Origin of the sequence: Streptomyces ossamyceticus, from assembly GCF_001418475.1 — a bacterium.
GTDB classification, from domain to species: Bacteria; Actinomycetota; Actinomycetes; order Streptomycetales; family Streptomycetaceae; genus Streptomyces; species Streptomyces ossamyceticus.
In genome coordinates this window covers 1-12,439 of record NZ_LIQX01000519.1, presented here as the reverse complement: position 1 = coordinate 12,439, position 12,439 = coordinate 1, and the positions used below count along the sequence as shown (strand labels likewise).

The 12,439-nt window shown below is 68.8% G+C and carries 9 protein-coding genes and 1 pseudogene; 6 read left to right on the top strand and 4 right to left on the bottom strand.

Annotation, left to right across the window (positions count from 1 at the left end; all coding sequences use genetic code 11):
* Positions 1 to 57: 57 nt before the first annotated feature.
* From AOK15_RS42920 to AOK15_RS31705, 3 genes and pseudogenes are all read right to left on the bottom strand, one after another.
* Positions 58 to 231: pseudogene (locus AOK15_RS42920) on the bottom strand (CGNR zinc finger domain-containing protein); the annotation flags it as partial.
* Positions 232 to 308: 77 nt separating this feature from the next.
* A complete protein-coding gene (locus tag AOK15_RS31710; protein ID WP_055521779.1) occupies positions 309 to 1,172 on the bottom strand; it encodes a phosphatase PAP2 family protein in 864 nt (287 codons plus the stop codon).
* Between the two features lie 132 nt (positions 1,173 to 1,304).
* Positions 1,305 to 2,339, bottom strand: coding sequence for a LacI family DNA-binding transcriptional regulator (locus tag AOK15_RS31705; protein ID WP_055521778.1), 1,035 nt, complete (start codon positions 2,337 to 2,339; stop codon positions 1,305 to 1,307).
* 461 nt (positions 2,340 to 2,800) lie between these two features.
* On the opposite strand from AOK15_RS31705, the gene AOK15_RS31700 reads away from it, so the two are divergent.
* The 4 genes from AOK15_RS31700 (at position 2,801) to AOK15_RS31685 (ending at position 7,931) form a co-directional block, all read left to right on the top strand.
* Complete coding sequence (locus AOK15_RS31700; protein ID WP_055521777.1) at positions 2,801 to 4,072, top strand: extracellular solute-binding protein; 1,272 nt, start codon at positions 2,801 to 2,803, stop codon at positions 4,070 to 4,072.
* A gap of 112 nt (positions 4,073 to 4,184) precedes the next feature.
* Positions 4,185 to 5,189 (top strand): carbohydrate ABC transporter permease, encoded by a 1,005-nt coding sequence (locus AOK15_RS31695; RefSeq protein ID WP_055521776.1) that lies wholly within the window; start codon positions 4,185 to 4,187, stop codon positions 5,187 to 5,189.
* Between the two features lie 13 nt (positions 5,190 to 5,202).
* Complete coding sequence (locus tag AOK15_RS31690; RefSeq protein WP_055521775.1) at positions 5,203 to 6,105, top strand: sugar ABC transporter permease; 903 nt, start codon at positions 5,203 to 5,205, stop codon at positions 6,103 to 6,105.
* 143 nt (positions 6,106 to 6,248) lie between these two features.
* Positions 6,249 to 7,931, top strand: coding sequence for a glycoside hydrolase family 13 protein (locus tag AOK15_RS31685; protein ID WP_055521774.1), 1,683 nt, complete (start codon positions 6,249 to 6,251; stop codon positions 7,929 to 7,931).
* A gap of 72 nt (positions 7,932 to 8,003) precedes the next feature.
* On the opposite strand, the gene AOK15_RS31680 is transcribed toward AOK15_RS31685, so the two are convergent.
* The gene (locus AOK15_RS31680) at positions 8,004 to 8,408 is read right to left on the bottom strand and encodes a hypothetical protein (protein WP_055521773.1); all 405 of its coding nucleotides are present in this window, start codon (positions 8,406 to 8,408) and stop codon (positions 8,004 to 8,006) included.
* 303 nt (positions 8,409 to 8,711) lie between these two features.
* On the opposite strand from AOK15_RS31680, the gene AOK15_RS31675 reads away from it, so the two are divergent.
* Together AOK15_RS31675 and AOK15_RS31670 are read left to right on the top strand one after the other, a co-directional pair.
* Complete coding sequence (locus tag AOK15_RS31675) at positions 8,712 to 10,094, top strand: alpha-amylase (protein ID WP_055521772.1); 1,383 nt, start codon at positions 8,712 to 8,714, stop codon at positions 10,092 to 10,094.
* Positions 10,095 to 10,251: 157 nt separating this feature from the next.
* A partial coding sequence (locus AOK15_RS31670) for an alpha-amylase family glycosyl hydrolase (RefSeq protein ID WP_240508691.1) occupies positions 10,252 to 12,439 on the top strand: 2,188 nt, incomplete at its 3' end.

Here is a 12,439-nt window from a genome sequence, read left to right as displayed (position 1 = left end):
AACTGCGCGAACAACCCCCACTCACCCGCACCCGCCCACGCACCCCACGGCCCCGAGCTACCAGGCGCCCTGCGTCCGCCGCGCGTACGCGCGCGCCGCTCGTACCCGGTCCCCGCACCGCGTCGAGCACCACTGCCGGCGCCCGTGCCGCAGCAGGTACCGGTTGCACGGAGGGGACCCGCACGCCGTCAGCCGCTCCGCGTCCGGGCCCGTCAGCAGGTCCGCCGCGTTCACCGACGCTGGCCCCGCCGACCGCCTCCACCTGGGCTGAACCCGGCGGTGCCGCCGGGCGGGCGCGGTACGCCGCGCTACGCCTTCACCGGCGCCATCATGCGGCCCCCGTCGCCCGCGGTCACCTGGCGCGGCAGCGCGTACGGCATCGATCCGTACCAGAGCCGTGCCACCGCGTAGCCGAAGGCCAGGCAGAGCAGGCCGCCGACCGCGTCCAGCCAGAAGTGGTTGGCGGTGGCGACGATGACCACGAGCGTCAGCGCCGGGTAGAGGAGGCCCAGCACCCGCACCCACGGCACCGAGGCCAGCGCGAAGATCGTCAGGCCGCACCACAGGGACCAGCCGATGTGCATGGAGGGCATGGCCGCGTACTGGTTGGACATGTTCTTCAGGTCGCCGGACGCCATGGAGCCCCAGGTCTGGTGCACCACGACCGTGTCGATGAAGTGCTCGCCGGTCATCAGGCGCGGCGGGGCCAGCGGATAGAAGTAGTAGCCGACCAGGGCCACCGCCGTCGTCGCGAACAGCACCAGACGCGTCGCCGCGTAACGACCGGGATGACTACGGTAGAGCCACACCAGGACACCGAGCGTGACCACGAAGTGCAGCGTCGCGTAGTAGTAGTTCATGCCGACGATCAGCCATGTGACCGAGTTCACCCCATGGTTGATCGTCTGCTCGACGGCGATCCCCAGGTGGTGCTCGACCTTCCAGATCCAGTCGGCGTTGGTGAGGGCCTGGGCCTTCTGCTCCGGGACCGCGTTGCGGATCAGCGAGTACGTCCAGTAGCTCACCGCGATCAGCAGGATCTCGAACCAGACACGCGGGCGGCGCGGAGCCCTCAGCCGGTGCAGACGCCCTTGCTCCGGCGCGTCCGTGACGGACCGCGGAGCGGCCTGCTCCCGGCCTTCCTCCAGTGTCGTCACGGTCGTTTCACCCATGGGCACAGAGTCTGCCAGATAAGCCATCCCCCACCGATCATCCTCTGGTCGGGTTCTCTCCGCACATTCTCCGGGGTATCACCAGGGGTCGTCTCATACGCACGTATTGTCCCCACCCCCGTTCTCTCCGTCTTAAGTACGACTGCGATCCCCGGGTGCCGAAGCGGTCGACCCCCGCACCACCAGCTCCGGCATGAAAACGAACTCGCTGTGCGGCGCCGGAGTCCCGCCGATCTCCTCCAGCAACGTGCGCACCGCCGCCTGGCCCATCGCGGGGACCGGCTTGCGGATCGTCGTCAGCGGCGGGTCGGTGAAGGCGATCAGAGGCGAGTCGTCGAAGCCCACCACCGAGACGTCGCGGGGGACGTCCAGACCCCGCTGCCGGGCCGCCCGGATCGCGCCCAGCGCCATCATGTCGCTCGCGCACACCACCGCCGTGCAGTCCCGGTCCATGAGCGCCGTCGCCGCCGCCTGACCGCCCTCCAGTGTGTAGAGGGAGTGCTGGACCAGCTCGGTCTCGATGACCGCGGCCTCCAGACCCAGCAGCTCCTGCATCGTGCGGACGAACCCCTCGATCTTGCGCTGCACGGGCACGAACCGCTTGGGGCCGAGGGCCAGGCCGATGCGGGTGTGGCCCAGCGATGCCAGATGCGTCACCGCGAGACTCATCGCCGCCCGGTCGTCCGGCGAGATGAAAGGCGCCTGCACCTTGGGGGAGAACCCGTCGACGAGCACGAACGGCACACCCTGTGCGCGCAGTTGCTCATAACGCTGCATGTCCGCGGAGGTGTCCGCGTGCAGTCCGGAGACGAAGATGATGCCGGCGACGCCACGGTCGACGAGCATCTCCGTCAGCTCGTCCTCGGTGGATCCACCGGGAGTCTGGGTGGCGAGGACCGGGGTGTATCCCTGCCGGGTCAGCGCCTGCCCGATGACCTGGGCCAGCGCCGGGAATATCGGGTTCTCCAGCTCCGGGGTTATGAGGCCCACCAGACCCGCGCTGCGCTGCCGCAGCCGTACCGGCCGCTCGTAGCCCAGGACGTCGAGGGCGGCCAGGACGGACTGGCGAGTGGTCGCGGCGACGCCCGGCTTCCCGTTCAGGACGCGGCTGACAGTCGCCTCGCTGACCCCCGCCTGGGTCGCGATGTCGGCAAGCCGTGTGGTCACAGGACCGGACTGTACCGGCCGGGCATCCGCTTGCCCACCGGCCCGGCGTCGGGTGCGGGCGGGGGTGCGGCCCGCTGCGGGCTGCTGCGTCATCGCGGTCCCTCGTGATTCTGGTCGGTGTCCGTGGGGGTGCCCCTGCGCGAAGAGATGGATTTCGCAAGAGCTGACGGGCTGATGATTGCCGTCCCTGCCCCGGTGTGGCAAGAGCTTGCAGAGTCTTTCACGACCGCCCACACCCTCCTTGATCGGCCCCGATACCGGGTCGCGGGGGAGTTGAGTGCAGGTCACGGCGGAGTAACCATCACCGCTTCTTGCACTTTTTTGCAGCAAGGTCTTTCGTCCGGCTTACATCGCTGTTACGTTCGGCCACGCCCGGCGGCGGCAACGGCGCGCCGGCACTCGGAGGAAGCGGCGGACGGGGCCCTTCTCCAGCACACGGGCTTAACCCTCAAGGAGATCTCATGCGGCGTGGCATAGCGGCCACCGCGCTGGTGGCGTCCCTCGCCCTCGCGGCGACGGCCTGCGGCGGAAGTGACAGCGGCGACTCGGCCGGCGGTCCGGTCACCATCACCTGGTGGGACACGTCCAACGCCACCAATGAGGCACCGACGTACAAGGCCTTGGTCAAGGAGTTCGAGGCCGCCAACAAGGACATCAAGGTCAAGTACGTCAACGTGCCCTTCGACCAGGCGCAGAACAAGTTCGACACCGCCGCCGGCTCCAAGGGCGCCCCGGACATCCTGCGCTCCGAGGTCGGCTGGACGCCCGCCTTCGCCAAGAAGGGCTTCTTCCTGCCGCTGGACGGCACCGACGCCCTCGCGGACCAGGACAAGTTCCAGCCCAACCTGATCAAGCAGGCCCAGTACGACGGCAAGACCTACGGCGTCCCGTTCGTCACCGACACCCTCGCGCTGGTCTACAACAAGGAGCTCTACGCGAAGGCCGGCATCAAGGAGGCCCCCAAGAGCTGGGCGGACCTGAAGAAGGCCGCCGCCACCATCAAGAGCAAGACCGGCGTCGACGGCTACTGGGGCTCCACCCAGGCGTACTACGCCCAGCCCTTCCTCTACGGTGAGGGCGCCGACACCGTCGACGTCGCCGCCAAGAAGGTCACGGTCAAGTCCCCCGCGGCCGTGAAGGGCTACGAGACCTGGCTGAGCCTGTTCGACGGCAAGGGCCTGCACAAGGCGGACACCACCGCCGACGCCTACGCCCACATCCAGGACGCCTTCGTCAACGGCAAGGTCGCCTCGATCATCCAGGGCCCGTGGGAGATCACGAACTTCTACAAGGGCGCCGCGTTCAAGGACAAGGCCAACCTGGGCATCGCCACCGTCCCGGCCGGTTCCACCGGCAAGGCGGGCGCCCCGACCGGCGGCCACAACCTCTCGGTCTACGCCGGCTCCGACAAGGCGCACCAGGAGGCCTCGCTGAAGTTCGTGAAGTTCATGACCTCGGCGAAGTCCCAGGAGACCATCGCCCTGAAGAACTCCACGCTGCCCACGCGTGACGACGCCTACACCACCGAGGTCAAGGCCGACCCGGGCATCGCCGGCTACCAGACGGTCCTCCCCGCCGCCCAGCCGCGTCCCGAGCTGCCCGAGTACAGCTCGCTGTGGGGCCCGCTCGACACCGAGCTGCTCGCCATCGCCGGTGGCAAGAAGTCCCTGGACAAGGGCCTGAGCAGCGCGGAGACCTCGATCGCCAAGCTGGTCCCGGACTACAGCAAGTGACCCCGCGTGGCCGCCGCGTCCGACCGACCTGTCGAGGGACGGACGCGGCGGCCACCGGCCCGCGTACCAGCCCAGCCCGATCTTCCAGTGATCTTCCAGAAGGTGTCGAACGATGACAGTCGCCATCGACCGAGCGACCGGCAAGCGCCGCGGTGAGCCGGGCGGGCGCCCAGGTCCCCTGTCGCGTCTGAAGCACTCCTACCAGCGCCACTGGTACGCCTACGCGATGATCGCCCCGGTGATCGTCGTGCTCGGTGTCCTCGTGGTGTATCCGCTGGTCCGCGGCTTCTACCTCACGCTCACCAACGCCAACAGCCTCAACTCGGCGCGTACCATCGGCGTCAACCACATCGAGGCGACCTACGAGTTCATCGGCTTCGACAACTACGCCGACATCCTCTGGGGCCCGACCGCGTACGACCGCTTCTGGTCGCACTTCGTCTGGACGATCGTCTGGACGGCGCTCTGCGTCACCCTGCACTACGTCATCGGCCTCGGCCTCGCACTGCTGCTCAACCAGAAGCTGCGCGGCCGCACCTTCTACCGGCTGATCCTGGTCCTGCCGTGGGCGGTGCCCACCTTCGTCACCGTGTTCGGCTGGCGGTTCATGCTCGCCGACGGCGGCATCATCAACGCCGTCCTCGAAGCCCTGCACCTGCCGGCCCCGCTGTGGCTGGAGGACACCTTCTGGCAGCGGTTCGCCGCGATCATGGTGAACACCTGGTGCGGTGTGCCGTTCATGATGGTCTCGCTGCTCGGCGGCCTCCAGTCCATCGACTCCTCCCTGTACGAGGCCGCCGAGATGGACGGCGCGAGCGCCTGGCAGCGCTTCCGGTACGTCACCCTGCCGGGTCTGCGCTCGGTCAGCTCCACCGTCGTCCTGCTCGGGGTGATCTGGACCTTCAACCAGTTCGCCGTCATCTTCCTGCTGTTCGGCGACACCGCGCCCGAGGCGCAGATCCTCGTGACCTGGGCGTACTACCTCGGCTTCGGGCAGCAGCCGCGTGACTTCGCACAGTCGGCGGCCTACGGCATCCTGCTGCTGGCCATCCTGATCGTCTTCACCTCCGTCTACCGCCGCTGGCTGAACCGCGATGAGCAGCAGCTCGCGATCTGAGGCAGGAGCCCCCATGAGCACCACGACCGTCAAGACCACGGCTGCGGCGGACCCCTCGCCCGCGCCGACCGCTGCCGCGCGCCGGTCGCGCGGGCGCGGCCTCGCCGGCTCCCTCACCTCGCACGCCGTCCTCATCGTGGCGAGCCTGATCGCGCTCTTCCCGATCGCCTGGCTGGTCTTCCTCTCCCTCGGCCCGGACAAGGACGACTATCTGCACCCCGGGCGCATCCCCGGCAAGATGACGTTCGACAACTACGCGTTCGTGCTGCAGAAGACGGCGTTCTTCGACTGGCTGGTCAGCACCCTCGTCGTGTCGCTCGGCACGACCGTCATCGGTGTGCTGATCTCCGCGACCACCGGCTACGCGGTCTCCCGCATGCGGTTCCCGGGTTACCGCAAGTTCATGTGGGTGCTCCTGGTGACCCAGATGTTCCCGGTTGCCGTACTGATGGTGCCGATGTACGAGATCCTGTCGGAACTCCAGCTCATCGACAGCTACCTTGGTCTCATCCTCGTCTACTGCTCGACGGCCGTGCCGTACTGCGCATGGCTGCTGAAGGGGTACTTCGACACGATCCCGTTCGAGATCGACGAGGCCGGACGCGTCGACGGGCTGACCCCCTTCGGCACGTTCGCGCGGCTCATCCTGCCGCTCGCCAAGCCCGGGCTGGCGGTGGCCGCGTTCTACAGCTTCATCACCGCGTTCGGGGAGGTCGCCTTTGCCTCGACGTTCATGCTGTCGGACACGAAGTACACCTTCGCGGTCGGCCTGCAGAGCTTCGTCAGTGAGCACGACGCCCAGCAGAACCTCATGTTCGCCACGGCGGTCCTCGTCGCGATCCCCGTCTCCGCGTTCTTCTACCTCGTGCAGAAGAACCTGGTCACGGGTCTGACCGCAGGTGGCACCAAGGGCTGAGCCCGCCACCCCCGAAGACTCCCGTACGCCTTGTCGTACGGGTGGCGGCCGCGGTGCCCATCCGACCCCGCTGTCACCGCGGCCGCCTCGTCGACCGATCCGAGACTCCGATGCCCCGCACTCCCTTACGTACCAAGGACGTCATGAGCCAGCACTCCGCCATCGACCCGGCCGACAACTCCGCGCTCGCCACGGTCGCCTCCCGCCGCGACTGGTGGCGGGACGCGGTGATCTACCAGGTCTACCCGCGCAGCTTCGCCGACAGCAACGGCGACGGCATGGGCGACCTGGAGGGCGTACGCTCCCGCCTGCCCTACCTGCGTGACCTCGGTGTGGACGCCGTCTGGCTGTCCCCCTTCTACGCCTCCCCGCAGGCCGACGCCGGGTACGACGTCGCCGACTACCGCGCCGTCGACCCCATGTTCGGCAATCTGCTGGACGCCGACGCCCTCATCCGCGACGCCCACGACCTGGGCCTGCGCGTCATCGTCGACCTCGTCCCCAACCACTCCTCCGACCACCACGAATGGTTCAAGCGTGCGGTGGCGGAGGGGCCCGGCTCGCCGCTGCGCGACCGCTACCACTTCCGCCCCGGCCAGGGCGAGAGCGGCGAACTCCCGCCGAACGACTGGGAGTCGATCTTCGGCGGTCCGGCCTGGACCCGGGTGACGGAGCCCGACGGCACACCGGGGGAGTGGTACCTGCACCTCTTCGCGCCCGAGCAGCCCGACTTCAACTGGGAGCACCCGGCCGTCGGCGACGAGTTCCGCTCCATCCTGCGCTTCTGGCTCGACATGGGTGTCGACGGCTTCCGCATCGACGTGGCGCACGGCCTGGTGAAGGCCGACGGTCTGCCCGACCTCGGCTCCCACGAGCAGCTGAAACTGCTGGGCAACGATGTCATGCCGTTCTTCGACCAAGATGGCGTGCACGCCATCTACCGCGAGTGGCGTCTGGTGCTCGACGAGTACGCCGGGGAACGCATTTTCGTGGCCGAGGCGTGGACCCCGACCGTCGAGCGCACCGCGAACTACGTCCGCCCGGACGAGCTCCACCAGGCGTTCAACTTCCAGTACCTCGGCACCGACTGGGACGCGGCCGAGCTGAAGGTGGTCATCGACCGCACCCTCGACGCGATGCGCCCCGTGGGCGCGCCCGCCACCTGGGTGCTGTCCAACCACGACGTGACCCGCCACGCCACCCGCTTCGCCAACGAGCCGGGCCTCGGGACGCAGATCCGCCTCGCCGGCGACCGCGAGCTGGGCCTCAGGCGCGCCCGTGCGGCGACGCTGCTGATGCTGGCGCTGCCCGGCTCGGCCTACGTCTACCAGGGCGAGGAGCTGGGCCTCCCGGACGTCGTCGACCTGCCCGACGAGGTGCGCCAGGACCCCGCCTACTTCCGGGGCGCCGGCCAGGACGGCTTCCGCGACGGCTGCCGGGTGCCGATCCCGTGGACCCGCACCGGGTCCTCGTACGGCTTCGGCGCGGGCGGCTCCTGGCTGCCGCAGCCCGCCGAGTGGGGCGACCTGAGCGTCGAGGCGCAGACGGGCGTCGCGGGCTCCACCCTGGAGCTGTACCGCACCGCGCTCGCCGTCCGCCGTGAGCAGCCCGCCCTCGGCGCGGGCGACTCCGTCGAGTGGCTGAAGGCCCCCGAGGGCGTCCTCGCCTTCCGCCGGGGCGACTTCGTGTGCGTCGCCAACACCACGGGCGAGTCGGTCACGATCCCCGCGTACGGCCGGGTCCTCGTCGCCAGCGGCGAGCCGACCGTCGCCGGGGACGAGGCGAAGCTGCCGGCGGACACCACCGTGTGGTGGACGACGGCCTGACCGGAACGACCACTGAGGCCCGCCGCCCCGGAAGGGGTGGCGGGCCTCAGCCGTGGTCCGCGGGCACGGCCGTCACGCCGTGACCCGGCCGCCGTCTCCCCGCGCCGCGGCGATCACCGCGGAGACGGAGGCCGTGGCGGCGAGGCTCCCCAGCATGACCAGGCCCACGCCGATGCCGTAGAGGCCGCTCGCGTCGTCCGACCAGTCGTAGAACGAGGCGACGGTCAGCCCGGCCGTGGTCCCGGCCACCGCGCCCACGAAGTACCGGTGCGACGCCGCCCAGTACACCGCCGCGAGCAGGGTCAGTACCAGCCCGATCACCTGCCACGCCTCGTACGGTCCGGTCGTCGAACCGTCGGGGTGCACATCCCGCCGCTGGTCCCAGCCCAGCCAGGCGGCCCACATCGCCGATGACGCCACTGCCAGCACGAGAACCGTCAACAGCTGGGCGGCGGGGTTGCTCTGTCGTCGAGTCATGCCATCAGCGTCCCGGCCGCGCGGCGCCGCCCGACAGAGCGCACCTACTCAGTTCGCCCCCGAGTACCTGCGCTGAGCACTCCCGCCCTTCTTCCCCAACCCCTGTATCCGTGAAGACATTTCGTGGCGGTGAAGAACGTGTGTCGGGAGGGTTGACCGTTCTACGAACTGCCTCGTACCTTCTGGTCGGTTGAAAGTTTTCAGCCATCTTGCAGCAAGAAACGGCAACCGATCTTGCGTGCACCGGCCTCCGAACTCCCCTTCGGAGCCCCCCAGGACCCCTTCAACGGAGAAGGACCCCACATGGCCAGCAGAACCCTCTCCGGCGCACTCGCCCTCGCGGCGGGAGCGTCCCTCGCGCTCGCCGTCCCCACGGGCAGCGCCTACGCCTCCCCGCCCGGCACGAAGGACGTCACCGCCGTCCTCTTCGAGTGGACATTCGCCTCGGTCGCCAAGGAGTGCACCACCACCCTCGGCCCCAACGGCTATGGAAACGTCCAGGTCTCACCGCCCGCCGAGCACATACAGGGCTCGCAGTGGTGGACGTCTTACCAGCCCGTGAGCTACCGCATCGCGGGCCGGCTCGGTGACGCCACCGCCTTCAAGAACATGGTCGACACGTGTCATGCCGCCGGTGTGAAGGTCGTCGTGGACACCGTCGTCAATCACATGGCGGCGGGCAGCGGCACCGGCACCGGCGGCTCGTCGTACACGAAGTACACCTACCCCGGTCTGTACTCCTCGTTCGACTTCGACAACTGCACCGCGCAGATCACCAACTACCAGGACCGCGGCAACGTCCAGAACTGCGAGCTGGTGGGCCTCGCCGACCTGGACACCGGCGAGGACTACGTCCGCTCGGCCATCGCCGGGTACATGAACACCCTGCTCGGGTACGGCGTCGACGGCTTCCGTATCGACGCGGCCAAGCACATCCCGGCCGCCGACCTCGCCGCCATCAAGTCGCGGCTGACCAACCCCTCCGTCTACTGGAAGCAGGAGGCCATCTACGGCGCGGGCGAGGCTGTCCAGCCCGCCGAGTACACCGGCAACGGCGACGTCCAGGAGTTCCGCTACGCGTTCGACCTGAAGCGGGTCTTCAACAACGAGAACCTCGCCTACCTCAAGAACTACGGCGAGGGCTGGGGCTACATGAACAGCTCCGTCGCCGGTGTCTTCGTCGACAACCACGACACCGAGCGCAACGGCTCCACGCTCAGCTACAAGGACAACGCCACCTACACCCTCGCCAACGTCTTCATGCTGGCGTACCCGTACGGCGCCCCGGACATCAACTCCGGCTACGAGTTCTCCTCCACGGACGCCGGGCCGCCCAACGGCGGCACCGTCAACGCCTGCTGGCAGGACGGCTGGAAGTGCCAGCACGCCTGGCCGGAGATCATGCGCATGGTGCCCTTCCGGAACGCCACGCGCGGTGAGTCCGTCACCAACTGGTGGGACAACGGGGGCGACGCGATCGCCTTCGGGCGCGGCAGCAAGGGCTTCGTGGCCATCAACCACGAGTCGGGCAGCCTGACCCGGACGTACCAGACCTCGCTCCCGGCCGGCACGTACTGCAACGTCCAGAACAACACGACGGTGTCCGTGAACGGCTCCGGTCAGTTCACCGCCACCCTCGGTTCGAACACCGCGCTGGCGATCTATGCCGGTAAGTCCGGCTGTTGACCCTCTCGTAGTGAACTGAAAGCACTTACCGGTGCTTTCAAGCCTCTTGCTGAAAACCTTTCGGCGGCGATACGGTCGCGCGGGGTCGGACCCACAAGAGGGTGTTGTGCGGGACTTTCACAACGCCCCCAGAGCCGTCATCGCAAGGAGCCCCTCTGTGATACCGAGATGGCCGACGCCGTCGAGGCGCCGTACCGCCCGTGCCGAACGGGCCGCCGTGGTCGGCGCGGTCACCGTGACCGCGCTGACCGCGGCGCTCGTCCAGCCGCTCGCGGCGGGGGCCGCGGCACCGCCCCCGCCGCCGTCCGACGCGAAGCTGGCCGCCGAGCCCGCCCGCCACGACCTGACCCGCGAGCAGTTCTACTTCGTCCTGCCGGATCGTTTCGCCAATGGGGACAAGGCGAACGACAAGGGAGGACTGACCGGCTCCCGCCTCGCCACCGGGTATGACCCCACCGACAAGGGCTTCTACCAGGGCGGCGACCTGAAGGGCCTCACCCAGCGGCTCGACTACATCAAGGGCCTCGGCACCACCGCCATCTGGCTGGCCCCCATCTTCAAGAACCAGCCTGTGCAAGGCACCGGCGAGAACGCCTCCGCCGGCTACCACGGGTACTGGATCACCGACTTCACCAAGGTCGACCCGCACTTCGGCACCAACAAGGACCTGGAGACCCTCATCTCCAAGGCCCACGCCAAGGGCATGAAGGTCTTCTTCGACGTCATCACCAACCACACGGCCGATGTCGTCGACTACAAGGAGAAGTCCTACGACTACCTCTCCAAGGGCGCCTTCCCCTACCTCACCAAGGACGGCAAGCCCTTCGACGACGCCGACTACGCCGACGGCGCGAAGGCGTTCCCGAAGGTCGACCGGGACTCCTTCCCCCGGACGCCCGTCGTGGCGCCGTCGAAGAAGAACCTCAAGGTCCCGTCCTGGCTCAACGACCCGACGATGTACCACAACCGGGGCGACTCCACCTGGGCCGGCGAGTCCGCCACCTACGGCGACTTCGTCGGCCTCGACGACCTGTGGACCGAGCGTCCCGAGGTCGTCGAGGGCATGGAGAAGATCTACGAGAAGTGGGTCAGGGACTTCCGCATCGACGGCTTCCGCATCGACACCGTGAAGCACGTCAACACCGAGTTCTGGACCCAGTGGGCCACCGCGCTCGACGCGTACGCGGCGAAGAAGGGCCGGGACGACTTCTTCATGTTCGGCGAGGTCTACTCCGCCGACACCTCCGTGACCTCCCCGTACGTCACCCGGGGCCGCCTCGACTCCACGCTCGACTTCCCCTTCCAGGACGCGGCCCGGGCGTACGCCTCCCAGGGCGGCAGCGCCGAGAAGCTCGCCGCCGTGTTCGGCGACGACTACAAGTACACGACCGACAAGGCCAACGCGTACGAGCAGGTCACCTTCCTCGGCAACCACGACATGGGCCGCATCGGGACCTTCCTCCAGCAGGACGACCCGAAGGCCACCGACGCCGAACTGCTCGCCAAGGACCGGCTCGCCAACGAGCTGATGTTCCTCAGCCGCGGCAACCCCGTCGTCTACTACGGCGACGAGCAGGGCTTCACCGGCGCCGGCGGCGACAAGGACGCCCGCCAGACCCTCTTCGCCTCCAAGGTCGCCGACTACCTGGACGACGACCAGCTGGGCACCGACCGCACCCACGCCACGGACGCCTACGACACGAAGGCGCCGCTCTACCGGCAGATCAGCGCGCTCGCGGGGCTCCGCAAGGCGCACCCGGCCCTCGCCGACGGCGTCCAGACCGAGCGTTACGCGGCCGACGGCGCCGGCGTCTACGCCTTCTCCCGCACCGACGCCCGCACCGGCGTCGAGTACGTCGTCGCCTTCAACAACGCGGACGACGCCAGGTCGGCGACCTTCGCGACCGGTTCGGCGGGCATGACCTTCAAGGGCATCTACGGGACGAAGGCCCAGGTCAAGAGCGACGCCGACCGCAAGGTCACCGTCACCGTCCCGGCCGGTTCCTCCGTCGTCCTCAAGGCCGCCGGCAAGCTCGGCAAGCCCGCCGCCAAGCCGTCCCTCACCCTCAAGGTCCCGGCCGCCGGCGCCACCGGCACCGTCGAGATCGGCGCGGATGTCGACGGCGGTCAGCTCAACCGCGTCGTCTTCGCCGCCCAGACCGGCAACGGCAGGTGGAAGACGCTGGGCTCCGCCGACCACGCCCCCTACAAGGTCACCCACACCGTCGGCAAGGACGTCCCCGCCGGAACGGCCCTGCGCTACAAGGCCGTCGTGATCGACTCGGCCGGTCGCACCGCGAGCGCCACGGCGACCTCCACCACCGGCACCCCGCCCGCCCCCGAGA

Excerpts from the sequence above, each read along its gene's own strand:
- AOK15_RS31700 (WP_055521777.1), top strand. The coding sequence starts at position 2,801 with ATGCGGCGTGGCATAGCGGCCACCGCGCTGGTGGCGTCCCTCGCCCTC.
- AOK15_RS31710 (WP_055521779.1), bottom strand. The coding sequence starts at position 1,172 with ATGGGTGAAACGACCGTGACGACACTGGAGGAAGGCCGGGAGCAGGCC.
- AOK15_RS31685 (WP_055521774.1), top strand. The coding sequence starts at position 6,249 with ATGAGCCAGCACTCCGCCATCGACCCGGCCGACAACTCCGCGCTCGCC.
- AOK15_RS31680 (WP_055521773.1), bottom strand. The coding sequence starts at position 8,408 with ATGACTCGACGACAGAGCAACCCCGCCGCCCAGCTGTTGACGGTTCTC.
- AOK15_RS31695 (WP_055521776.1), top strand. The coding sequence starts at position 4,185 with ATGACAGTCGCCATCGACCGAGCGACCGGCAAGCGCCGCGGTGAGCCG.
- AOK15_RS31690 (WP_055521775.1), top strand. The coding sequence starts at position 5,203 with ATGAGCACCACGACCGTCAAGACCACGGCTGCGGCGGACCCCTCGCCC.
- AOK15_RS31675 (WP_055521772.1), top strand. The coding sequence starts at position 8,712 with ATGGCCAGCAGAACCCTCTCCGGCGCACTCGCCCTCGCGGCGGGAGCG.